Source organism: Kitasatospora sp. NPDC058492 (assembly GCF_042720685.1).
Taxonomy (GTDB): domain Bacteria; phylum Actinomycetota; class Actinomycetes; order Streptomycetales; family Streptomycetaceae; genus Kitasatospora.
On the sequence record NZ_JBHXMU010000019.1, the window covers coordinates 50113 to 70986 of the forward strand.

The window sequence follows — 20874 nt, forward strand, 5'->3', positions numbered from 1 at the left end:
ACCGAGGAGCCCCCCTCATGACGACCATGCACCCCGCCGCCATCGCCTTCCGCGACCCGGCGGCCCTCCGCGCCCGCTGCGACATCGGCAACGTCCGCAGAGTCCATGGTGAGCCCGACTACGAGAACGGAGCCGTCGTCCCCGCCGGCGACTGGTCCCCGCTCCCCGAGGAGCACCCCGAGCGCTACGCGCCGGGCCTCTTCACCAAGGACAGCGGCCTGGTCGAGTTCTTCCGCCTCCCCGGGACCGTCACCGACGTCCACACCGTCGCCGCGCTCGTCGGCCTCCTCGGTGATCCGCTGCACGTCGCCCTCGATCCGGCCGAGGACCCGCCCGGCGAGCTGGTCACCCACCGGTTGCCCGAGAGCGGCCTGTGCCTCGGCCTGCACGTCGACAACCACCAGAACCTGCCGTACCCGGACCGCGACACCGCCCGCCGCCGCCTCTGCGTCAACCTCGGCCCCGGCAGCCGCCACCTCCTGCTCGCGGACACCGACATCAAGTCCATCTGCCGTACCGTCCACGACCGTTACGAGACCCACTGCCCGCACACCGACGACCTGCGGATGTTCGTCGCCCTGCGCAGACCGCTCAAGGTGCTGCGGGTCCGCATCGACCCGGGGGAGGGCTGGCTCGCCCCGACCGCAGTGCTGCCGTACGACGAGTCCACGGAAGGTACGGAAGGTGCGGAAGGTCAGGCCCGGTGGTCCGCCACCGCGTCCTGGCTCGGCCACTGGGGGCGCGACCTCTTCGACCCACTGATCTGATCGCGCGCCGATCACTCTCCGCACACACCCGATCGGCGGGGCGGGCGCGGGCCGTACCGTTGCGCACTTTGGAGCGCGGCAAATCTGAGGGGCGCGCAAGAGGCGCCACGCGCCTTTGTCCGCGCCCCTTTACGGTCGAGAACCCTCGCCGACTCGGCCTCGACGATCCGGGGCTGCCAGTGCTGTGACCGGGATGGCCCACCGTGATCGGAAGGCGGCTCGCGGGACGAGCGCACGAGCAACGGCTGGTATTACTGGGGCATGCAGGAAGAGACGGCACGCTCCGCGATCGACACCTTCATCTCCGCGTTCAACGCCTCGGACGACAGCTATGTGACTGCCCTGCTCTCCCAGGCCCTGACCTCGGACGTGGTCTTCTGGGGGCCGTTGGGCCGCAGCGAAGGAATCGCGGCGGTCGAGCAGTTCGTGCTGGACATCCGGCACCACCCGGCGGGGACCGGCACGATGGCGCGCTGCTCAGCGGTGGACATGCCTGACGAGTGGGCCCGGTACCAGTGGGTCTTCACCACGCCGGACGGAGGCCCCCGCCTGGCGGGAACGGACGTCGTCCATCTGCGGCGGAGCCTCATCGACCAGGTCATCGTCTTTGCGGGGGAGATCGAGCCGTTCGCCTCCTGAGTCGTCCTTCTGTCGCTGTCCTTCTCGTGAACTTGTCCCTTTCGGCACTCCGGGGCTGCGGTTCGCGGTCGGTCACGTGGTCACAGCACCAGCGACTATCTGACCGCGCGTTCGGGCAGGCTCGGGCGGACAGCCAGTGAAAGGGGCCGTGATGGCCGCAGTGCACGAATCCGTACTCGACGCGATCGGCGGGACGCCCCTGTTCCGCCTCGCCCGGCTCGGCGCCGGGCTGCCCGCGCCGATCTACGCCAAGGCCGAGTTCCTCAACATCGGCGGCAGCGTCAAGGACCGCGCCGCGCTGTCCATGGTGCTGGCCGCCGAGCGGGACGGCCTGCTGCGGCCGGGCGGGACGATCGTCGAGGCGACCTCCGGCAACACCGGCATCGGGCTGACCATCGTCGGGCGGCAGCGCGGCTACCGGGTGATCGCCGGGGTGTCCGACAAGTCGGCGCCCGAGAAGTCCGACATCCTGCGGGCGTACGGCGCGGAGGTGGTGCTCGCCCCGACGGCCGTGCCCGCCGAGGACCCGGCCCACCTGTTCAACGTCGTGCAGCGGCTGGTGGAGGAGATCCCCGGCGCCTGGCTCGCCAACCAGTACGACAACCTGGCCAATCCGGACGCCCATGTGCGTACCACCGGCCCCGAGATCTGGGAGCAGACCGGCGGCCGGGTCACCCACTTCGTCGCGGGCGTCGGCACCGGCGGGACCGTCACCGGCACCGGCGGGTACCTCCAGCAGGTGTCCGGCGGCTCCGTGACCGTCGTGGGCGCCGACCCGGAGTCCTCGATGTACGGGGGCGGGGACGGCAGCCCGTGGTTCGTCGAGAGCATCGGGCACTTCCTCCACCCCGGCACCGTCGAGGACCGCTGGCCGCAGGCCTACCGCTCGGAGGTGGTGGACGCCTTCGAGCGCATCCCCGACCGCGAGTCGCTGCTGACGGCCCGTCGGCTCGCCCGCGAGGAGGGCATCCTGGCCGGGCCCTCCTCGGGCACGGCGGTGGCGGCGGCGCTGCGGGTCGCGCGGCGGCTCGGGCCGGACGACCTGGTCGTGGTGCTACTGCCGGACTCCGGGCGCTCGTACCTGTCCAAGGTGCACAGCGACGACTGGATGCGGCAGTGGGGCTTCCTGGAGGAGGAGTCGGAGTCGGCGGGCGGCCTTCGGTCGCTGCTCGCCGGGGCCGGCCCGCTGGTCGCGGTCGACGCCGGTGCGACGGTCGGCGAGGCGCTGGAGGTGCTGCGCGCCGTGCCCGGCGGGGTGGCGCCGGTGGTGCTGGCGCGGGCGGCGAGGCCGTACGGGGTGAGCGCGACGGAGGTGGTCGGCTCGGTGTCGCGGGCGGTGCTGGCGGCGGCGCTCGCGGACGGCGGCGCCAAGCCGGGCGATCCGTTGGGTGGTTCGCCGGGTGGTCCGCTGGGCGCGCTGCTCGGGCCGGCGCTGCCGGCGGTGGGCGTCGGGCAGTCGCCGGCCGAGGCGCGGGCGGCGCTGGGGGGCGCGCACGAGGCCGTGTTGGTGCTGGTCGACGGGCGGGCGGCGGCGGTGCTGTCGCGGCCCCGGCTTGAGGGCGGGGCCTGAGGGCGCGGCTTGAGGGCGGGGCCGGTCGGCGGGGCTGAGCAGCGGGCTCAGCGGGGCGTCGGCGGGGCCAGGATGGCCGTGATCACCCGGTCCAGCGAGCGGTCGAAGGCGGCGTCCGGATCGGAGGGCGGTCCGGACGTCGCGAACGCCTGGGCCAGGTGCGGGTATTCGCCGCTCATGGCGGCCCGGGTGAGGTAACCGACCAGCTCCGCCTGCCACTTGGCGCCCGCGGCGGCCGTCTGCTCGTACTGGGCGTACTGGCAGATGAAGCCGTTGAACAGGGCCATGGCCTCCATCCGGGCGCCGCCGCCCAGGCCGGTGGAGGCGGTGACGGCGAGGAAGTGGTCGGTGTAGCGCAGGGCGTTGGGGCCGATGCCCGGGCGGGCGAGCACCAGGGTCGGCAGCCAGGGGTGGCGGCGGAAGATGGCGAGTTGCTGGCGGGCGAGCGCCGCGAGGTCGGCGCGGACGTCGCCGCTCGGCGCGGCCGGCAGCTCGTACTCGGCGGTGACGGCGTCGAGCATGAGGTCGAGCAGGTGCTCCTTCTTCGGCACGTAGTTGTAGAGCGACATGGTGCCCGCCCCGAGGGCGGCCGCGACCCGGCGCATGGAGGCGGCGTCCAGGCCCTCCGCGTCGGCGATCTCGACGGCCGCGGCGGCGATGGACGTCCGGCTGTGGGCGGGTTTCGGCCCGCGGCCGGTGCGTTCGGGGCGCAGCCAGATCAGTTCGGGCGCCTCGGGGGTGGCTGGGCGCTCGCTGTTGCTGGGGGGTTCGTTGGACGGCACTGGATGATCACCTCGCCCCCCATCTTAGATACGTACGACGTACGTAGTAGCATTTGGCTCACGCTTCTACGTACGCTGTACCTAGAGAAGGGGCAGAGCCATGTCCGACACCGCCCGACCCGCCATCGAGATGGCAGGCGTGGAGAAACGATTCGGGACCACCGAGGCCCTCCGCGGCCTCGACCTCACCGTTCCCGCCGGCACCGTCTGCGGATTGCTCGGCCCCAACGGCGCCGGCAAGACCACCGCCGTCCGCGTCCTCGCCACTCTCGTCGCCCCCGACCGGGGCACCGCGCGCGTCGCCGGACACGACGTCGCCCGCGCCGCCGAGGACGTCCGCCGGGCCATCGGCCTCGCCGGGCAGTACGCCGCCGTCGACGAGGGCATCACCGGGCGCGACAACCTCCACCTGTTCGGCCGGCTGCACCGCCTCGGCGCCCGCCGCGCCCGCGCCCGCGCCGACGAACTGCTCGAACGCTTCGACCTCACCGAGGCCGGCGACCGGCTCGTCCGCACCTACTCCGGCGGCATGCGCCGACGCCTCGACCTCATCGCCAGCCTGGTCACCAGCCCCCCGGTGCTCTTCCTCGACGAGCCCACCACCGGGCTCGACCCGCGCAGCCGCCAGGAAATCTGGAACACCGTCAAGGAGTTGGCCGACGGCGGCACCACCGTGCTGCTCACCACCCAGTACCTGGAGGAGGCCGACCGGCTCGCCGACGACATCGTCGTCGTCGATCACGGCGCCGCCATCGCCACCGGCCCACCAGCCAGGCTCAAGGCCGCGATCGGCAGCCAGCTGTCCGTCACCCTCGCCGACCCGGCCCAACTCGCCGCCGCCGCCGTGGTGCTGTCCACCCTCTCGGGCGGCGACGCGCAGGTCGACGCGGCCGAACGGACCGTGACGGTACTGACCCAGCCCGGCGTGTCCGTCCTGCTGCCCTCGCTGGTGCGGGAGTTGGACACCGTCGGGATCACCGCCGAGGACGCCGCCGTACGGGCCCCCTCGCTGGACGACGTGTTCCTCGCGCTCACCCGCGAATCCGCCGAAAACCTGAGGAGGGCCGCCTGATGGCCGCCGCGTACACCCCCGCGCCGATGTCGTCCCGCCCCGCGCCGACACCGTCCCGCCCCGCGCCGAAACCGTCCCGACCCGCCCGGCTGGCCGTCGACACCTGGACGTCGATGCTCCGCATCCTCCTCAACTACCGCCACTCGCCCGGCCTGTTGGCCGCCTCGCTGGGCGTCCCGGTGATCATGGTGGTGGTCTTCGGGTACGTCTTCGGCAGCGCCATGCGGATCCCGGGCGGCGGCGACTACCGCGAGTTCCTGATGCCCGGCCTGTTCGCCATGGTCGCCACCAACGGCATCATGGTGACCATGGTCGGCGCCGCCCGCGACGTCGGCCGCGGCATCACCGACCGGCTGCGCTCCATGCCCGTCTCCCGCACCGGACTGCTGCTCGGGCAGACCCTCGCCGACCTGCTCGTCAGTTTCGTCGTCCTGACCCTCCTCGCGCTCGTCGGCCTCGCCGCCGGCTGGCGCGTCCGCGAGGGCGCCGGGGACGCGGCGGGCGCGTTCGCCCTGCTGCTGCTCTTCCGCTTCGTGATGACCTGGGTCGGCACCTGCCTCGGCCTGACCATCGGCAAGGAGGAGGCCGCCGGCCAACTCTCCGTCGCGGTCTTCCCGATCGCGATGGTCACCAACGCGTACGTCCCCACCGGCGGCATGCCCGGGTGGCTGCGGGTCGTCGCCGACTGGAACCCGGTCAGCGCCGTCGTCCAGGCCTGCCGCGAACTCTTCGGCAACCCCTCCGCGGCCGGCGGCGCCTGGCCCATGCAGCACGCCGTCCTCGCCTCGCTGCTCTGGAGCGGGCTGCTGCTCGCGCTCTGCGTGCCGCTCGCCGTACGGAAGTTCGCCACGCACGGGCGCTGAACAGGCCGGAATCCGGCGATTCCGTCCGACCCGGTTCGTCTGCGCGCCTGTGGGCCTGCTCGTCTGACGGAATGTGCTGGACACCGGCGCCGGTACGGCCGAAGGTGGGCGCCATGGAGTACACCCACCTCGGCCGCACCGGCCTGACCGTCTCCCGACTCTGCCTGGGGACCATGAACTTCGGCCCCCACACCGAGGAGTCCGAGGCCCACGGCATCATGGACACCGCCCACGAGCGGGGCATCAACTTCTTCGACACCGCCAACGCCTACGGCCGCGACAGCGAGGGCAACCTCAGGGGCCGGACCGAGGAGATCATCGGCCGCTGGTTCGCCCAGGGCGGCGGCCGCCGCGAACGCACCGTCCTCGCCACCAAGGTGTACGGGCCGATGGGCGACTGGCCCAACGAGGGCAAGCTCTCCGCCCTCGGCATCCGCCGCGCCGTCGAGGCCAGCCTGCGGCGCCTGAACACCGACCACATCGACCTCTACCAGATGCACCACATCGACCGGGACACGCCCTGGGAGGAGATCTGGCAGGCGATGGAGGTCCTGGTCACCCAGGGCAAGATCATCTATGTCGGCTCCAGCAACTTCGCCGGCTGGCACCTCGCCCAGGCCCAGGAGGCCGCCCGCTCCCGCCACTTCCTCGGCCTGGTGAGCGAACAGTCCCTCTACAACCTCCTCGACCGCACCATCGAACTGGAGGTCATCCCCGCCCTCCAGCACTACGGCCTCGGCCTGCTGCCCTGGTCCCCGCTGCGCAGCGGCCTGCTCGGCGGCATCCTCCGCAAGGAACGCGAAGGCACCCGCGTCCGCGGCGCCCTGCCCCAGGCCGACGCACTCCTCGCCACCCACCGCGACCGCCTCCAGGCCTACGAGGACCTCGCCGCCGACCTCGGCACCGAGCCCGCCGACCTCGGCCTCGCCTGGCTCCTCACCCGCCCCGCCGTCACCGCCCCCATCATCGGCCCCCGCACCCCCGCCCACCTCGACGCCGCCGTCGCCGCCCTCGACCTGAAGCTCGACCAGAAGACCCTCGACCGCCTCGACGAACTCTTCCCCGGCCACCAGCCCGCCCCGGAGGACTACGCCTGGTAGCCGCGCACGGGCGCTGTCCTGCCCCGGCGGTACGACCGGGGCAGGACAGCGGGGCGGACATCGGCGAGGTCAATCGGACCCGTTCGAGGAGACGTCGGGCCAGTCGGTCAGGCCCAGCTGCGGCCATCTCCTCGCCGGTACCCACCAGTCAGTCGATGGCCCGGGGAACGGCAGTGTGTGGACCGAACCCGAGTCGAGGACGCAGTACGACGACCAGCTCGCCGCCCGCACCTCACCTGGGTCGACCAGCGTCACGGCCCAGAGCAGCACGGTGTCGTCCCCGGGCAGGCGGTCGACGGCGGATCCTGCGAGGAGGATGGCATTGGGCCCTGCGCCGGCGAACCCGGGATCGGTCAGTAGGAGGTCACCTGTGGACGGGTCGGTGAAGTCCAGATGGTGGCCGGTCCAGTGGCCCCTGAGCGCCTCCGTGAGCCGGCGACTGGGGACGGGCTGGGAGACCGGGTCGGCGAAGCGCCCGTAGATCGGCGGCCCAGCTTGGCTCCCCGGGTGATTGACGGCGGTCGGCAGTGGGACGGACCAGTCGACGCGCGGCACGCCGAACTCGGGCCGGGTGTAGTACTCCGCCAGGAAGCTGTGGCCCGGCCAGTTCTCCAGAGGCTGCAGCCGCCTCGGCACGCCGTCGCCCTGCGTCAACGCCCTGCTGAGTGCGGTCCGTGGCACCAGGTGTGACTCGACCCGCAGAGCGGGAGGAAGCCGGGGGATCCGGTGTGCGGGCGAGGCGCGCCGCCAGGAGTCGGTGGGGCGGATGATGTGCGGCGGTAGATGCAGGCGTGGCAGATCCTCCTTCGGCGGCTCCTCGTCGCCGCGTAGGTGGTAGAGACCGTTGAGCAGCAGCCATGGCGCGCCGTTGGGATCGGAACGGATGAGCACCTCTGTCAGAGCTGCCGGAGGTCCGGCCGCCGAGGCCCGCGCCTCGGCGGCCGAGAACGGCGGTGTCCACCAGTTCTCTGATCGTGCAAGGGTGTTGATCCGGGTTCTCCACCCTGCGCCAAGGGTCGGGTCGACGGCGCGCCGACAGTATCGGGCCTCCTCCTGTTCTTCCGGATCCGGCGGGGACGCCGTCTGCAGGACACGGGTGGCCTGTTCGGCGAACCACTCCTGTTGAGCACGCTGGAGGGCCTTGGCCACGGCGGGGCTGGAGGTCTCGAACTCCCCGGCGTCGGTTCTGCGGAGAAGTCGACTGGGCAGTCCGAGGGTGAGGAACCATGCCCGAGAGGTCAGCCAGGTCTGGCGGGGCCTCGGGCTCTCCTCCTCGAACGGGCACCAGGAGAGCGTTGAGGCCGCCCGCGCGATGATTCGACTGCCGAAGGGAAGGACCGCTACCCGCGGGCGGCGCAGAGGGACGGCGGGGAAGGCGCTGTCTGCGATGGCGTCCGGGCGGAGCACGCCCCGGACGGTGAGGACCGCGTCGTGGATGCGCAGGTGCGGCCGAGCGATCGCACGCGTGATCGCAGCCGTGATCGGATCCGTGATCCGGTGGTCCGAGTCCGCTGGCGAGCTGCGGGCGAGGGCCCCGTATGCGGCGAGCCAAGTCGCCTCCGCCACGAGTTCGTCCCGGTGGTGGCCCAAGCGGGTGAGCTGTCGGCTGATCAGTTCCGGCCGGTTCACCCAGAGGTCCGCCGCCGTGCGAATGCAGGCGTCGCGGAAGCTGTGGTGGCCGACGCCGGAGAGCCAGAGCAGCAGCGAGGTGACCTCTTCGACCACTGCGTCGCCCCGAGGGCCAATGGATTCGGCCCAGTGGACGAGCCTGCGGAGAAGGGCGATTCCGTTCGGATCGGCGAGGAGGTCGACGATGGGCCCCGCGAATCGGCGCTCAAACCGGCTACGGCGCCAGGCGGTCAGCTGATCCTGCAGGAACTCCACTCCCAGCGGGTGCTTGTGGCAGGTCGCGTTCACCAGGACGGAGTACAGCGCATTCGGGGCGGACCCGGGGTCGCAAAGCTGTCGGATCAGGAAGGCCCGGGATGAGCGGCCGGCCCGCTTCGGGTCCCGGCCCTCCAGGGACTCCAGAACCGCGCCGGCGACGAGGGACCGATGTCGACGGGGCACCAGGTCCGACAGCTCGGCGCCCTCGACGACATGCGGCGTCGCACCCGCCAACGCCTCCAGCATCCTTTGGTGGTCGGCACGTTGGGCGGACTCCGGATCGCCGTCGCGCGCCCGGTGCACCGCGTGAACGATCCGGGCGACGGCCCGGGAGGGACGTCGGCCACGAAGCAGGTTCACAGCTCGGACGTGTTCGGCGAACCGCTGGATCGCGAAGCGGACGCGTCGGGTGTTCGGATCCAGGGCCAGTACGCCCGCATTCTCCAGCCAACGCAGGAGTACGGCCGGATCGCTCAATCCAGGAGTGTCTGCCAGCACCTGGCAGGCTGCGCGGTATTCGAGGGTGCCCTCCTCTCCGACCCGCTCGGACAGGACCTCACAGGCGAGGGTGACAAGGGGCGGCGGGGCCGGCGACGGACAGGCGCGGAGCGCGTGCGCCTCGTCCAGGTGTGCGGCGTAGTCGCCGTCGAGTATGAGCAGCCAGGACTGGAAGAGGTCGCCGACGGTCGGTGTGACGATCGGGCCAGGGGCCGGCTGCGGGGAGCGGTGCAGGCACCAGGCCAGCACGGCGAGCATCAGCGGGCGGCGCAGTTCGGAGACGTCTGGCGGGAGCAGCAGTTCCGGGAGCCCGTACATGTCCTGGTACACCCGCCAGGCCTGGCCTGGGCGGGAGATCCCGGGATTCCAGAGGAAGCCATGAACCCGGGTGCCGGCCGTCTCCGAGGTGCCCACGGAGCCGGCCGGCCGGGTGTCCATCCGGACGGTGCCGACCAGAGTCACCAGTGGGTAGCACCGCACCAGTTCGGCCAAGGAAGCGAACGCCGTTCGGACGTCCCCGTGCAGGCAGCGGACCTCGTTCAACGCGTCGATTGCGAGTACGGCGCGACGGCCGGTCAGCAGGGCCTGCTGTTGGAGGGCCGCGAGCAGGTCGCGCAGACCGTGGGCCCGGGTGCCGGGTGAGACTCGAAGAGGGAGTTGGGCCTCGAAAGCCTCGCCCGGACCGAACTCGTGTCCACAGACGAAGGCCGTGGGCGCGCCGTCCGTGATGCGTTCCTGGACCCAGCCGCCCAGCCCGTAGGACTTGCCGGTTCCCCAGCCGCCGCCGACGAGGAGGGCGCCGGTCTGTCGGGCCGCGAGAGCGGGGTCGTCACATACGGTCCGGAGCCGGTGCCCGCAGGTCTGGAGGTCGTCGAGCGTGGCGAGCAGACGGCCTACAGAGTCGCGTTGCACGTACGGGAGTGGATCGAACGGTTTGGCCGCGCACACGGCGGCCATCAGCTCTTCGTGCATGCCGGTGATGCTCTCGGCCGCCCGGCCGCAGAGCTGGAGCACCTGGTCGATCTGTCTGCGAAGGGACTGCGGGTCGGTTCGGCTCTCCGTGCCGAGCAGGTTCGCGGTCGTGTCCAGCTGTTCGGCGCAGAGGGCGCGGTCGCCGTCGGAACGGGTCCATCTCTGAGTAGCCTGCGTCACTGGTCCGGCGGACGGGGTGGGCAGGTCGTCGAGTGCCGGGCGCCAGCCATCCCATACCCGAAGGGCGCATGCGGTCTCGGCAAGCCGGTTGGCGAGTGCCGAAGGGTTGTCGAGCTCGGCGAGGGTGTCGGACAGGAAGGTGGCGAGCAGCGGAGACTGGATGTCGACCCGCCCCCGACAGTGGCGAACGGTGTGGGCGGCGGCCGCGGCGTGCCGGTGGAGGTCGGACAAGCGCAGGTAGGAAGGGTCGAAGTACGCCGGGATGGCCTCCTCGGCGAGCGATACGAGGGCGCGCTCGATATCGCTTCTGGTGTAGGCGAGGAACCGCATGGGCGAACCGGGACGTGCACGGTGAACCTGCGCCGCCCATCGCTCGGCCGCCGCCTCCCACTGCTTCGTACCAGGCATGGTGCCTCCCCCGGCGGTGAGGTCCTGGGGGAGGAAGACCAGGAGGTCGGTGAGGTCAGGGTGGTGGGTGAGGGCTGATTTGATGGACTTGTCCACGGCGCCGAGCGCGGAGCTCAGTTTTCCGTGGTACTTCGCCTGGATCCCGACCATCCGACCGTCCGCGAGCCGCGCGCAGGCCTCCAGTCCGCCGTCGGGGGGCCGGAGAGCCAGCAGTGTGCCGGCGATGGCGGGGGCGAAGTCGCGCTCAAGGATCGCGGGGAAGAGATGGACGCAGAGCTTCTCGAACACCTGGGCCGGTGCGGCTCCGAGGTCGCTACGGAGCCGGGTGAGATCTACTCCGAGAGGCAATTCGTCGTCCTTTCCACGGAGTTTGGCCTGTGCAGGGGGCGGCGCGGGGAGCCGGCGGCCCCCCGCGCCTCAGATCACGTCAGAGAACGGGCGATGCGGTCCCAGGTCTCGACCCGGGCCATGGCATCGGTGACGAGGTCGAGCGCGGCGGCGATGTCTCTGCCCGGCCCGTGGAGAGTGGGAGCGGTGGTGGTGAGCCAGTCCAGGGTGATGCGGAGGAGCCGGAGGGTTTCGAGAGCCTCGCGGGCGAACCGGGACATGTCGGTGAGCTGGCGTGCGACGTCACGGTTCTGGACGTCGTCGCGGGTCTGCGGGTGGTGGTCGAGTCTGCTGAGTGCGGTGTGTACAGCGGCATCGATGTCGGGAATCAGCGCGGCGAACTCCGCTGCACAGGACCTGAGTTCCACGGCGGGGCGGGCGATCGCGGTGCTGAGGCGTTCGGCCGCCGTGCCGTCCGGTGCGGTAGCCAGGTCCGGCACGAGCTCCTCGGCGAGCGAGGCGATGTCGTTCACCAGCCCGGTGACCGCCTTGAGGCTCTCGGTCAGTGGGGGCATGGTTCTCTGGAACGTGGCGAGGAGGTTGGTCGGGGTGGTGACGGCGGTCGGCGTCGGCTCCTGCCGGGGACGGAGGCCGAGCAGGATCCGCACGGGGAGGAACGGCGTGAAGCCGTTCCGGAGGGCTCTGACCAGTGCGCCCTGGAGATCCCGGCGGGCGTGTGCGAGCCCGGTCTCGGATCGCTCGAACACGATCCTGCCAGTGCGTGGAAGGCCGGGCGGTTGCCGACTGCGTTCACCGATCTGGAGGGTAGGCCGCCCGGTGGTGTGGCGCAGGCCGAGCTCGTACATGACGGACGGCCTGCCGTCGGTCACGTCGGCGATGACGATGTCGGCCCCGAGCACCTGCCGGTAGCGAAGCTCGTCCGGTTGGGCAGGGTCCGAGCGGAGTGGCCGGAGGCCGAGGGCGGCACAGGCGGGGCGGACGATCCGCTGGTAGACCTCCCGGCCGGCGTCGTACGCGTTGCGGTCCCCGGCGGGACCGATCACGACACAGGTCAGGTGGCCCTGTGAAGGCTCCGGGAGGCTGGGCTTGGGTACCGTGGCCGCAGCGATCATGCGAGGTCCTTCCAGCTGAGCCCCGGGAGCGGTGGCGCAATTGTCAGGTGGGACAAGTCATCCTCATAGATGGGGAGTTCCTCGATGCCCAGGGCGCTGAGCAGGCCGACGGTGGGCACCCGGTAGCGGTACCCGGTGCGGATGACGGGGCAGGGAAAGGCGCCGCGGTGGACGAGGTTGTAGGCGGTGGCCAGGCAGATGCCGAACGCGCGCGCAGCGGTCCGAAGGTCGACGGCCAGGGGGAGTCCGAACAGCTCGGGGAAGGTGAGTGCCCCCTGGGCGTGGGTGGTCATCGGTCGGCCCCCGCCGAGCGGAGGGGGAGCGTCCCGAGCCGCTGGCCCCGGCGGCGCCGATGGGCGCGCTGGACGACCTCGCGCAGGCCGAGATGGTCGGCGAGCTCGCCGAGCCGCGCGCCCTCGATCGCCGAGCGGGAGGAGAGGCGCAGCGGTGCGGTCAGGCCGTCCGGGCGGTCCGGCGGGGTGATCGCGAGATCCCAGAGGTCCTCGGCCGACTCCGAGGTGCGGGCGTCGGCCACCGCGACGATGTCCTCGACCGGTCGTCCGCCCGAGGCCGAGCGGCGGGCGAAGTCCCAGCCCCGGCGGTCCGCGGCGCTGAGCAACCGCGGGCCGACGTCGGGGTCGTCCGGCGAGACCTCGGCCAGTCGTTCGATCAGGGCGAGCATGATCTCGGATTCGACATCGCGGCGGTCCGCCCCCAGCCGGGCTGAGGCCTGCCGGGCGACCCGCCTGAGCCGAGGCAACGCGAGCCAGACCACGGCCTCGACCCACCCGGCTACCTCCGTCGAGCCGATGGCCATGGCCAGCGAGTCGTGCTGAGCGAGTGCGACGGCACGACGCCAGATCTCGCGGCGCAGCGACTCGTCAACCGGCTGCTCGTACAGGGCTGCGCGCGCCTGCGGCAGGTCGAGGAGGCGGGTTGCTCCGCCGACCTCGACCTGGAGAGCGTTCGGCCGCAAATGGGCGGCGCTGGTTACCCGCTGGTGGATGACGTCGAGCACACTGTTGTACGTGATCAGAGCCATGGGGCGGTTCCTCCAGTCGAACGGTGCGGGTCGATGTAGGGCTTGAGTGCCGAGTGAAAGCGGTTGATCGCGCGGGAAAGCCTTCCGACTTCCTTGGGGGGCTGGTGTGGGGCGCTGTCGGGGGCGATGAGGAGGTTGCCTGAGGGGGTGGGGATGTACAGCCATGCCCGACGGGCGAACTCCTTGTCGGGGACGGTCGCCAGGATGCGGCGGAACCGGTCGGGGTGCAGACCGGTGTGCCGGGACACGACCGCGTCCTCGTACACCCGGTCGGAGACGATCGCCACCAGGTGCGTCGTCTCCTCGCTGGCCTTGGCCAGGACGGCCTTGACCTCCTGGGAGTCGAGCAATCGGTGCAGCTCGTTCCTTGCAGGCCCGTTGCCCTCGCCGGGTACGCCTTCGGGCGCCACGTGGCCGGAGTGGACGCTGACCCGCATCCGCAGTCGGACGTGGCCCGAATCGGCGTTGTGCTTGGCGAGTTTCTCGTCGAGGCGGTCGAGGAAGGGGTGGACGACAAATCCCAGCAGTGTGGGATCGAAGCCGAACGTGACCCCGTCGCCGGAGTTGACGGGGAACCGCTTCGTGGTCCGGAGGTCGTCGAGGCCGGCTGCGGTGAGGGCGGCGTCCAGGATCTCCTCAAGGTAGGCGCTGACCGGCGCGTGGACGGCACCGGGCAATTTGGTGAAGCCCTTCAGGTCGACGCAGAGCAGGCCGGAGAGCGGCGGCAGGGGCCGACTGACGATGCCGGGGAGTGACGGGGGTTCGGGCATGGCGGTCTCCAGGAACGCAAGGTTCGGCGGTCGCCGGGCTGACGACGAAGAGTCTGCGGTCGGCCGGCGAGGATTAGGGGGCCCGCGACCCCTTAGTGGTGTGTCCTGCACCACACTTCGTTCGTGGTCGGCGAAGGGGCGCGGCAGGGTAGCAGCCGGTGCCGGGCGGATCGTGTCTCATGCGCCAACTCGTCTTACCTGGGCCTTGGTTGGCGATCGCTCCCCTAATCTCCCGCCATGAACTTGTGCAACAACTCCTCGTCGGGGCTGCTCATGGGCCCGAACCGGACCTTTCAGGCGCTCGTGGGTCCGGCCGCGTGGAACGGCGTCCTCAAGGGCACCGAGCGGAGGAAGCTCCCGGCGGGCCGGAAGCTGGTAAGGCAGGGCGACGTGGGCGCCTTCGTGATCGTCGTGATCAGTGGTGTGGTGAGGGTCGACCAGATCGGGGGTGGTGCCGGCGCCGGTAAGCGGCTGCTTGCCTTCCGGCGTGGCGGCGATCTCATCGGGGATCTCGCCGTGCTCGGTTTCGGCGTGCGGACGGCCACGGTGACGGCGTACACCGACTGCGAGGTGGCGATCGTGCCCGGGGAGACGTTTCGGAGCCCCGGTTTCCAGCGCGACTACGGCTTGGCGATCTCGTCGTACATCGCCGGCCGACACTGGGAGGCCCAGATGCTGGCGCAGCCCGGCGACAACCGGGCTCGGGTCGCGTGGGTCCTTGTGCCGCTGCTCGACCACGAGGAGGGGCGTACCCGGAGTGTGGCGAATGACGTCCAACTTTCGGTTGTCCAAAGGGATCTCGCAAGTTGTCTGGGCATCGGCGCCAAGCAGGTGCGGCAGGTCGTGTCGGTGACGCCGTTCGGCGGGACGCTGGCCGGTCGGCGGGGGCGGCTCGTGGTCGAGGACCCCGAGGGGCTGCGCGCGGCCGCGGCGCGGCTCGGGGGGCTGCCGTGAGCGGTGGACGGATGCTGTCACGTCGCGGCGATCAGGGCGGCGCCGGTCTCGAACACGTGGTGCCAGGCCTGGTCGAGGAGGTAGGCGCCGTTCATGCCGTGCTCGGCGAGGCGGACGAAGCCTCCCCGCCGGGTGAAGTCGGCTGCCCGGCGGAGGGGTTCGCGGCGGTCGGCGAGGTAGTGGGTGGCGGCGGACAGGGCGAGGGCGGCGAGGAGGCGGCGGGGTTTGGGGCGGAGGCCGAGGGCGCGGGTGCCGAGGAGGAGGGCGGCGGCCTGGGTGGCGGTGTAGGCGGTGACGTGTGCGGCGCAGGCGCGGCGGCCGGCCGGGGTGGGCCGGCCCTTGGTGCCGGCCTGGTGGTCGGTCTGGATCCAGTGGTCGGCGAGGGTGGCGGAGGCGCGGAGGAGGGCGTAGGCGGCGGCGAAGGCGGCGGCGCGGGAGGCGGGTTGGGGGGTGGGGGCGGTCGGTGTGGGAGTGGGCATGGGTGTGGGCATGGGCGTGGGTGTGGGCATGGGCGTGGGCATGGGGCTCCGATCGGTGGGGTGATGGTTTCCTGGTGGGGCGGCCTGCTGTGGTAGCAAGGCAGGCATGACGGAACGGCCTGGCGGGCGCAGCTCGTACCACCACGGATCGCTGCCGGAGGCGCTGGTCGCCGCGGCGTTCGAGCTGCTGGACGAGTACGGGCAGGAGAAGGTGAGCATGCGGGAGGTGGCGCGGCGGGCCGGGGTGTCGGCGGGGGCGCCGTTTCGCCACTTCGCGGACCGGCAGGCGTTGTTGACGGCGCTGGCGGACCGGGTGCTGGCGGACTTCGTGCGGTGCCAGGAGGCCGAGGTGGCGGCGGTGGCGGCGGTGGATCCGGCCGGGGGGTCGGTGATGCGGGCGGTCGGGCTCGGGTTCGTCCGGTACGCGCTGCACCATCCGCACCGGTTCGATCTGGTGCGTTCGCGGGTGTTCGTGGCCTCTCGGGAGCCGGAGCTGCGGGATCAACTGGACGGCATGGACAGGGCGTTCACCGGTCTGATCGTGGCGGACCAGGAGGCGGGCCGGTTGCGTCCGGGGGATCCGGGGCTGATGGGGCTGGCCGGGCAGGCGCTGGTGTTCGGGCTGGCACAGATGATCGTGGACGGCTACCTGCCGGGGGAGGAGGCGGAGGAGCTGGCCGGGAAGGTGCTCGACACCTTCGGCCAGGGAATCGCCAACCTTCCTTCGCAGTAACCGATTTGTGCGTGCAGTGAGCCTTGACCGGGTTTCCCGGCCCTGATGTAATCACCGATTACATGGGGTGCGGGAGGCCGAGATGTCCATGGGAACGACGTTCGTCCGATCGATGTTCGCCAAGCCGACGCCGGGCTACACCACCGCGGGCGCCACCGGCGACACCGTGGTGCTGCTGATCGGCATGCGGATCAACCGCTTCTGGGCCGTCCACCACTGGGGCCCGGTGATGTTCGCGATGTTCCGGATGCTGTACGAACTGGGGCGCAGCCCCGAACGCGGCCTGCGCGGGCGGATCCTGCTCACCGCCTCGCCGCGCACGTACTACGTCGTCCAGTACTGGGAGTCGAAGGAGAAGCTGTACGGCTACGCGAGCGCGCCGGACGGCTTCCACCACAGCGTCTGGGGCATCGTCAACCGCAAACTGCGGGAGGGGAAGGCCCGTCGGCACGTCGGGCTGTGGCACGAGACGTACGTGGTGCCGGAGGGCGGGTACGAGTCGATCTACTTCGACATGCCGCCGTTCGGTCTCGCGGGCGCTACCGGCTCCCTGCCGCTCGAGGCGCGTGGGCGCCGCGCGTCGCAGCGGCTGGCCTACCGGTCGGAGGGTTCGACGGAAGGCCTGAAGGAGGGCTCGAAGGAAGGCTCGGGGGAGCGCGTGCCCGAGTAGGGGTGCTCACCGGGCGCTCAGGGAGTGTCGCGGGTCGGCCCGGGTGCCGCGGCGTGAGAGCGTCGGGGGATGGCGGAGGAGCAGGGCGGGATGCCGACGGGCGCGCCGAGAGGTGTACGGGCGGGCGCGCCGACCGGCGCATCGGCCGGAGCACACGCGGGCGCAGCGACGGGCGCGCCCACGGGCGGGCCGGTGGTGCACGAGGTGCCGTACCACGCGCAGTGGGAATCGGCCGAGTTGGTGCGGGTGATCATCGACGGACAGGTCGACGCGGCCGAGGACCCCCGGTGGGGGCAGTCCGGTGCGACCACCCCGGAGGAGTACGCGTGGTGGTCGTGGCGGCTGTGCGGGGTGGCCTGCCTGCGGATGGCACTCGACCACTGGTGGGGCCTGGCGCCCCCGGCGCTCACGCTGGCCGGGGAGTGCGTGGCGGCGGGGGCGTACGTCCGGGACGGCGAGAGCCTGCGCGGACTGATCCACACGCCGTTCGCCGACTACGTCCGGCGGCGGTGGGGACTGGCCGCGCAGGCGCGGGAGTTGGCGCCCGCGGAGCTGGCGGCCGAGGTGGCCGGCGGGCGGCTGGTGATGGTGTCGGTGCATCCCGCGATCCGGGAGCCGGCCGGTCCGGCGCCGGTGCGGCGGGGCGGACACCTGGTGCTGGTGGTGGGCGCCACGGACACGGCGGTGGTGATCCACAACCCGTCCGGATTCCCGGGGGAGTCGCAGTCCTTCGCACACGTGCCGTGGCGGTCGTTCGAGCGCTTCTACGCCGGGCGGGGGATCGTCCTCGGCCCGCCGGGCACGGGTGGCGCCCGATCGGTTCCCGACCAGCAACCGGTCGGGAGCTGACCGGCGGCTGGTCGGGACCTCATGAGGGGCTGATCAAGGGTTGATCAGGGGCTGATCAGGGGTTGTCCGGCAGGCCGGCCGGGTTGACCGGGAGCTGGCTGCGACAGAGCGCCGATATCGGCTTCAACGCGGCGGCCAGACGGTCGAGTTCGGCGCGCGGGTAGTCCTCCCAGACCCGCGCGGCGGCCAGGTCGGTGGCGGCCTCCAGGGACTGGTGCCGGATCCGGCCGAGTTCGGTCACCGAGCCCGCCGTGGTCAGCCAGCCCCGCTCGACCAGGCGCGCCGCGGCCGCGTCCCACTCCTCGTCCGTCCAGCCGCGCATCGGCTGGAGCATCTCGCGCCGGACGTCCATCGCGCACCGGACCACCAGCGCCTCGCACCCGTCCAGTCCGGCCGCCACCAGCGCCGCCACGTGGCCGTCCCCGCGGTGCTCGCGCATCACCGTGGCGGCCTGCCACAGCCGTTCGTACAGGCCGGAGGGGCGGGGCAGCGCGGCGTTGGCGGCGGCCAGCACCCGGCCGACGCAGTCGAGCCGGCCCGCGGCCCGCTCCAGGGCCTCCACCACCAGTTCGACCTGCGCCGGGTCCACGTGCTCCAGCAGCCGGGCCAGCGCCGCCGCCGAGCCCTTCAACCGGGCGGCCAGCGCCTCCTCCGGGCTCGCGTGCGTCCACACCTCCGGCAGCGCGCGCTCGACCATCGCCGGGGAGAAGCTGAAGAACGCGGCGATCACCGGCGGCGCGTCCACCGCGCCCAGCGGCGCCGACCGGCTGGCGAAGTAGCCGCGCCAGCCACCGTGCAGCCCGGCCGCCTCGTAGGCCTCGCGGCTCTCGGGCAGGAAGTAGGTGACGGCGTGCACCGGTTCGAAGAGCCACCACAGTGCACGGGCGGGGTGGACGAGATCGGCCATCGAAGGACCTTCCTCGGAGAGGGGCGGGGCGAACCCGGCCGGACGGGGCGGCTCGGCGGGCGCCGACGGATCGGGCGCGCGCGGGCCGCTTCAGTGCTGATGACCACGGCGGCGGCCACGGTAATCCCGGACCGGGTGTGATGACGGTCACGGGGAGGTCCAGGTGTGCACCCGGCCGGGCGTCGGCGCGAGATGATGGGACGAGGTGCCCGCTCCCGGGACGCCGCAGCCCTCGTGTGAACCCTCGTGTGAAGGTAGTCGGTAATGGCGCAGATCAACCCCAGCATCCTGTCCGCGGACTTCGCCCGGCTCGCCGACGAGGCCGAGGCCGTCAGGGGCTCGGACTGGCTGCACGTCGACGTGATGGACAACCACTTCGTCCCCAACCTCACCCTGGGCGTCCCGATCGTCGAGTCGCTCGCCCGCGCCACCGACACCCCGCTCGACTGCCACCTGATGATCGAGGACCCGGACCGCTGGGCCCCCCAGTACGTCGAGGCCGGCGCCGGCTCCGTCACCTTCCACGTCGAGGCCGCCGCCGCGCCCGTCCGCCTCGCCCGCGAGATCCGCGCCAAGGGCGCCCGCGCCTCCATGGCCCTCAAGCCGGGCACGCCCATCGAGCCGTACGAGGACCTGCTGCCCGAGCTCGACATGCTGCTGATCATGACCGTCGAGCCCGGCTTCGGCGGCCAGGCGTTCCTCGACATCATGCTGCCGAAGATCCGCCGCACCCGGGAGCTGATCGCCAAGCACGACCTGGAACTGTGGCTCCAGGTCGACGGCGGCGTCTCCGCCGGCACCATCGAGCGCTGCGCCGAGGCCGGCGCCGACGTGTTCGTGGCCGGCTCGGCGGTGTACGGGGCCGAGGACCCGGCCGAGGCCGTGCGCAAGCTGCGGGAGCTCGCGACCAAGGCCTCGGCGGACGCCTGGTGGGCCTGCGGGCACTGAGCCCTGAGTCCGGGCGGAGCGGCGCGCAGGGGTCCGGGCCAGCTGTCGTCCAGGGGCGGTGTTCCGGGGCCCGGCCCGGCGAGGGGTGGAGGATTCAACGGTCGTCAGGGATGATCGTTGGCGAACGCCCCTCGCCCGGCCCCTCTCCGCACGGTGGTGGAACCGCACATGAGCAACCTCGACCGCAAGCCCTCCCCGACCACCTGCGGCCGCGAGGCCGACACCGGACCGGTCAAGGACCTGCTGACCGGACGTCAGGTCCAGCTCGGCGAGAGCACGATGGTCCGCCGCCTGCTCCCCAACCTGGGCCGCCGGATGGTCGGCGCCTGGTGCTTCGTCGACCACTACGGACCCGATGACATCGCCGACGAACCCGGCATGCAGGTCCCGCCCCACCCCCACATGGGCCTCCAGACGGTCAGTTGGCTCCACCAGGGCGAAGTGCTGCACCGCGACAGCCTCGGCAGCCTCCAGACCGTCCGCCCGTACGAACTGGGCCTGATGACCTCCGGCCGGGCGATCTCCCACTCCGAGGAATCCCCGCGCCCGCACGCCCGCTACCTGCACGGCGCCCAGCTCTGGGTCGCCCTCCCGGACGCCCACCGGCACACCGCCCCCACCTTCGAGCACCACGCCGACCTGCCCGTCGTCACCGCCCCCGGCCTGCGCGGCACCGTCATCCTCGGCACCCTCGACACCGCCACCTCGCCCGGCACCGCCTACACCCCCCTCGTCGGCGCCGACCTCGCCCTCACCGAGGGCGCCGACCTCAAGCTCCCGCTCGTCCCCGACTTCGAGTACGCCGTCCTCTCCATGTCCGGCAGCGTCGACGTCGACGGCGTCCGCGTCGAACCCGGCTCCATGCTCTACCTCGGCTGCGGCCGCCCCGAACTCCCCCTCCACGCCCGCACCGACGCCGCCGTCCTCCTCCTCGGCGGTGAACCCTTCGACGAGCAGATCCTCATGTGGTGGAACTTCATCGGCCGCACCGGCGAGGAGATCACCCGGGCCCGTGAGGACTGGATGTCCACCGCCCGCTTCGGCGACGTCCACGGCTACGCCGGCGACCGGCTGCGCGCGCCGGAGCTCCCCGCCCTCCCGCTGAAGGCGCGGGGGCGCGTGCGCTGACCTGGTGAACTGCGTTCGTGAGGCGCGCGCTGGTTGGGTGGGAGGGCCCTGCGGGATGTCACGTCGACTCGCGCGTTCGGGGCGGCGCGGCAGCCTTCAATCGGACCGATGCTGACCTTTTGCCGACCTCTTGCTGCCTTTGCTGACGAGCTGTCAGCTGACTCGCCGGGTCCTCCCGATATCACGGCGCCTGGGG

Annotated in this window: 20 protein-coding genes; 12 read left to right on the top strand and 8 right to left on the bottom strand. The window is 72.0% G+C overall.

The window, feature by feature from the left end:
* The first annotated feature begins 17 nt into the window (after nt 1–17).
* The 3 genes from ACFWPI_RS15110 (at nt 18) to ACFWPI_RS15120 (ending at nt 2976) form a co-directional block, all read left to right on the top strand.
* Complete coding sequence (locus ACFWPI_RS15110; protein ID WP_380370729.1) at nt 18–767, top strand: hypothetical protein; 750 nt, start codon at nt 18–20, stop codon at nt 765–767.
* A gap of 261 nt (nt 768–1028) precedes the next feature.
* Complete coding sequence (locus ACFWPI_RS15115) at nt 1029–1406, top strand: hypothetical protein (RefSeq protein WP_063346728.1); 378 nt, start codon at nt 1029–1031, stop codon at nt 1404–1406.
* 151 nt (nt 1407–1557) lie between these two features.
* Nucleotides 1558–2976 (top strand): PLP-dependent cysteine synthase family protein, encoded by a 1419-nt coding sequence (locus ACFWPI_RS15120; RefSeq protein ID WP_380370722.1) that lies wholly within the window; start codon nt 1558–1560, stop codon nt 2974–2976.
* 47 nt (nt 2977–3023) lie between these two features.
* Here ACFWPI_RS15120 and ACFWPI_RS15125 read toward each other — a convergent pair whose 3' ends face one another.
* On the bottom strand, nt 3024–3758 hold the full coding sequence (locus ACFWPI_RS15125; RefSeq protein ID WP_380370719.1) for a TetR/AcrR family transcriptional regulator: 735 nt from the start codon (nt 3756–3758) through the stop codon (nt 3024–3026).
* 100 nt (nt 3759–3858) lie between these two features.
* On the opposite strand from ACFWPI_RS15125, the gene ACFWPI_RS15130 reads away from it, so the two are divergent.
* From ACFWPI_RS15130 to ACFWPI_RS15140, 3 genes are all read left to right on the top strand, one after another.
* Nucleotides 3859–4830, top strand: coding sequence for an ATP-binding cassette domain-containing protein (locus ACFWPI_RS15130; RefSeq protein ID WP_380370716.1), 972 nt, complete (start codon nt 3859–3861; stop codon nt 4828–4830).
* A complete protein-coding gene (locus ACFWPI_RS15135) occupies nt 4830–5693 on the top strand; it encodes an ABC transporter permease (protein WP_363372650.1) in 864 nt (287 codons plus the stop codon). The genes ACFWPI_RS15130 and ACFWPI_RS15135 overlap by 1 nt, the downstream gene beginning before the upstream one ends.
* Before the next feature lie 113 nt (nt 5694–5806).
* Nucleotides 5807–6793, top strand: coding sequence for an aldo/keto reductase (locus tag ACFWPI_RS15140; protein ID WP_380370713.1), 987 nt, complete (start codon nt 5807–5809; stop codon nt 6791–6793).
* Nucleotides 6794–6862: 69 nt separating this feature from the next.
* Here ACFWPI_RS15140 and ACFWPI_RS15145 read toward each other — a convergent pair whose 3' ends face one another.
* The 5 genes from ACFWPI_RS15145 to ACFWPI_RS15165 all read right to left on the bottom strand — a co-directional run bounded on the left by ACFWPI_RS15145 (nt 6863) and on the right by ACFWPI_RS15165 (nt 14010).
* Complete coding sequence (locus tag ACFWPI_RS15145) at nt 6863–11086, bottom strand: hypothetical protein (protein WP_380370711.1); 4224 nt, start codon at nt 11084–11086, stop codon at nt 6863–6865.
* Nucleotides 11087–11160: 74 nt separating this feature from the next.
* Nucleotides 11161–11985, bottom strand: a complete 825-nt coding sequence (locus tag ACFWPI_RS15150; RefSeq protein WP_380370709.1) for a hypothetical protein — start codon at nt 11983–11985, stop codon at nt 11161–11163.
* 209 nt (nt 11986–12194) lie between these two features.
* A complete protein-coding gene (locus tag ACFWPI_RS15155) occupies nt 12195–12491 on the bottom strand; it encodes a DNA-binding protein (protein ID WP_371516154.1) in 297 nt (98 codons plus the stop codon).
* Nucleotides 12488–13240, bottom strand: a complete 753-nt coding sequence (locus tag ACFWPI_RS15160) for a hypothetical protein (RefSeq protein WP_380370707.1) — start codon at nt 13238–13240, stop codon at nt 12488–12490. Before ACFWPI_RS15160 ends, ACFWPI_RS15155 begins: the two co-directional genes overlap by 4 nt.
* Nucleotides 13231–14010: a hypothetical protein gene (locus ACFWPI_RS15165; RefSeq protein WP_380370705.1), complete on the bottom strand. Its 780-nt coding sequence runs from the start codon at nt 14008–14010 to the stop codon at nt 13231–13233. Before ACFWPI_RS15165 ends, ACFWPI_RS15160 begins: the two co-directional genes overlap by 10 nt.
* Nucleotides 14011–14247: 237 nt before the next feature.
* Here ACFWPI_RS15165 and ACFWPI_RS15170 point away from each other — a divergent pair, with 237 nt between their 5' ends.
* Entirely contained in the window at nt 14248–14964 is a 717-nt protein-coding gene (locus ACFWPI_RS15170; RefSeq protein ID WP_380370703.1) for a Crp/Fnr family transcriptional regulator, read from the top strand.
* 17 nt (nt 14965–14981) lie between these two features.
* On the opposite strand, the gene ACFWPI_RS15175 is transcribed toward ACFWPI_RS15170, so the two are convergent.
* Nucleotides 14982–15443: a hypothetical protein gene (locus tag ACFWPI_RS15175; protein ID WP_380370700.1), complete on the bottom strand. Its 462-nt coding sequence runs from the start codon at nt 15441–15443 to the stop codon at nt 14982–14984.
* Between the two features lie 106 nt (nt 15444–15549).
* On the opposite strand from ACFWPI_RS15175, the gene ACFWPI_RS15180 reads away from it, so the two are divergent.
* From ACFWPI_RS15180 to ACFWPI_RS15190, 3 genes are all read left to right on the top strand, one after another.
* Nucleotides 15550–16176: a TetR/AcrR family transcriptional regulator gene (locus ACFWPI_RS15180; protein WP_380370698.1), complete on the top strand. Its 627-nt coding sequence runs from the start codon at nt 15550–15552 to the stop codon at nt 16174–16176.
* Between the two features lie 112 nt (nt 16177–16288).
* On the top strand, nt 16289–16846 hold the full coding sequence (locus ACFWPI_RS15185) for a DUF4188 domain-containing protein (RefSeq protein WP_363372889.1): 558 nt from the start codon (nt 16289–16291) through the stop codon (nt 16844–16846).
* A 69-nt stretch (nt 16847–16915) separates the two neighbouring features.
* Nucleotides 16916–17695 carry a C39 family peptidase gene (locus tag ACFWPI_RS15190; protein WP_380370696.1) on the top strand — a complete coding sequence of 260 codons (780 nt, stop codon included), beginning with the start codon at nt 16916–16918 and terminating at the stop codon, nt 17693–17695.
* 55 nt (nt 17696–17750) lie between these two features.
* Here the strand turns inward: ACFWPI_RS15190 and ACFWPI_RS15195 are convergent, their stop codons facing one another.
* Entirely contained in the window at nt 17751–18602 is an 852-nt protein-coding gene (locus ACFWPI_RS15195; RefSeq protein WP_380370694.1) for a hypothetical protein, read from the bottom strand.
* A 264-nt stretch (nt 18603–18866) separates the two neighbouring features.
* Between ACFWPI_RS15195 and rpe the strand changes: the two genes are divergently transcribed.
* Both rpe and ACFWPI_RS15205 read left to right on the top strand, forming a co-directional pair.
* Nucleotides 18867–19550, top strand: coding sequence for a ribulose-phosphate 3-epimerase (gene rpe / locus ACFWPI_RS15200; RefSeq protein WP_380370691.1), 684 nt, complete (start codon nt 18867–18869; stop codon nt 19548–19550).
* Nucleotides 19551–19718: 168 nt separating this feature from the next.
* The gene (locus tag ACFWPI_RS15205) at nt 19719–20678 is read left to right on the top strand and encodes a pirin family protein (protein WP_380339803.1); all 960 of its coding nucleotides are present in this window, start codon (nt 19719–19721) and stop codon (nt 20676–20678) included.
* The last annotated feature ends 196 nt before the right edge of the window (nt 20679–20874 follow it).

Bases quoted from the DNA above. Each gene is read 5' to 3' on its own strand.
- ACFWPI_RS15190 (WP_380370696.1), top strand. From the start codon at position 16,916: ATGGCGGAGGAGCAGGGCGGGATGCCGACGGGCGCGCCGAGAGGTGTA.
- ACFWPI_RS15130 (WP_380370716.1), top strand. From the start codon at position 3,859: ATGTCCGACACCGCCCGACCCGCCATCGAGATGGCAGGCGTGGAGAAA.
- ACFWPI_RS15160 (WP_380370707.1), bottom strand. From the start codon at position 13,240: ATGGCTCTGATCACGTACAACAGTGTGCTCGACGTCATCCACCAGCGG.
- ACFWPI_RS15155 (WP_371516154.1), bottom strand. From the start codon at position 12,491: ATGACCACCCACGCCCAGGGGGCACTCACCTTCCCCGAGCTGTTCGGA.
- ACFWPI_RS15135 (WP_363372650.1), top strand. From the start codon at position 4,830: ATGGCCGCCGCGTACACCCCCGCGCCGATGTCGTCCCGCCCCGCGCCG.
- ACFWPI_RS15115 (WP_063346728.1), top strand. From the start codon at position 1,029: ATGCAGGAAGAGACGGCACGCTCCGCGATCGACACCTTCATCTCCGCG.
- ACFWPI_RS15120 (WP_380370722.1), top strand. From the start codon at position 1,558: ATGGCCGCAGTGCACGAATCCGTACTCGACGCGATCGGCGGGACGCCC.
- ACFWPI_RS15205 (WP_380339803.1), top strand. From the start codon at position 19,719: ATGAGCAACCTCGACCGCAAGCCCTCCCCGACCACCTGCGGCCGCGAG.
- ACFWPI_RS15170 (WP_380370703.1), top strand. From the start codon at position 14,248: ATGAACTTGTGCAACAACTCCTCGTCGGGGCTGCTCATGGGCCCGAAC.
- ACFWPI_RS15140 (WP_380370713.1), top strand. From the start codon at position 5,807: ATGGAGTACACCCACCTCGGCCGCACCGGCCTGACCGTCTCCCGACTC.
- ACFWPI_RS15195 (WP_380370694.1), bottom strand. From the start codon at position 18,602: ATGGCCGATCTCGTCCACCCCGCCCGTGCACTGTGGTGGCTCTTCGAA.
- ACFWPI_RS15185 (WP_363372889.1), top strand. From the start codon at position 16,289: ATGTTCGCCAAGCCGACGCCGGGCTACACCACCGCGGGCGCCACCGGC.
- ACFWPI_RS15180 (WP_380370698.1), top strand. From the start codon at position 15,550: ATGACGGAACGGCCTGGCGGGCGCAGCTCGTACCACCACGGATCGCTG.
- ACFWPI_RS15165 (WP_380370705.1), bottom strand. From the start codon at position 14,010: ATGCCCGAACCCCCGTCACTCCCCGGCATCGTCAGTCGGCCCCTGCCG.
- rpe (WP_380370691.1), top strand. From the start codon at position 18,867: ATGGCGCAGATCAACCCCAGCATCCTGTCCGCGGACTTCGCCCGGCTC.
- ACFWPI_RS15175 (WP_380370700.1), bottom strand. From the start codon at position 15,443: ATGCCCACTCCCACACCGACCGCCCCCACCCCCCAACCCGCCTCCCGC.
- ACFWPI_RS15110 (WP_380370729.1), top strand. From the start codon at position 18: ATGACGACCATGCACCCCGCCGCCATCGCCTTCCGCGACCCGGCGGCC.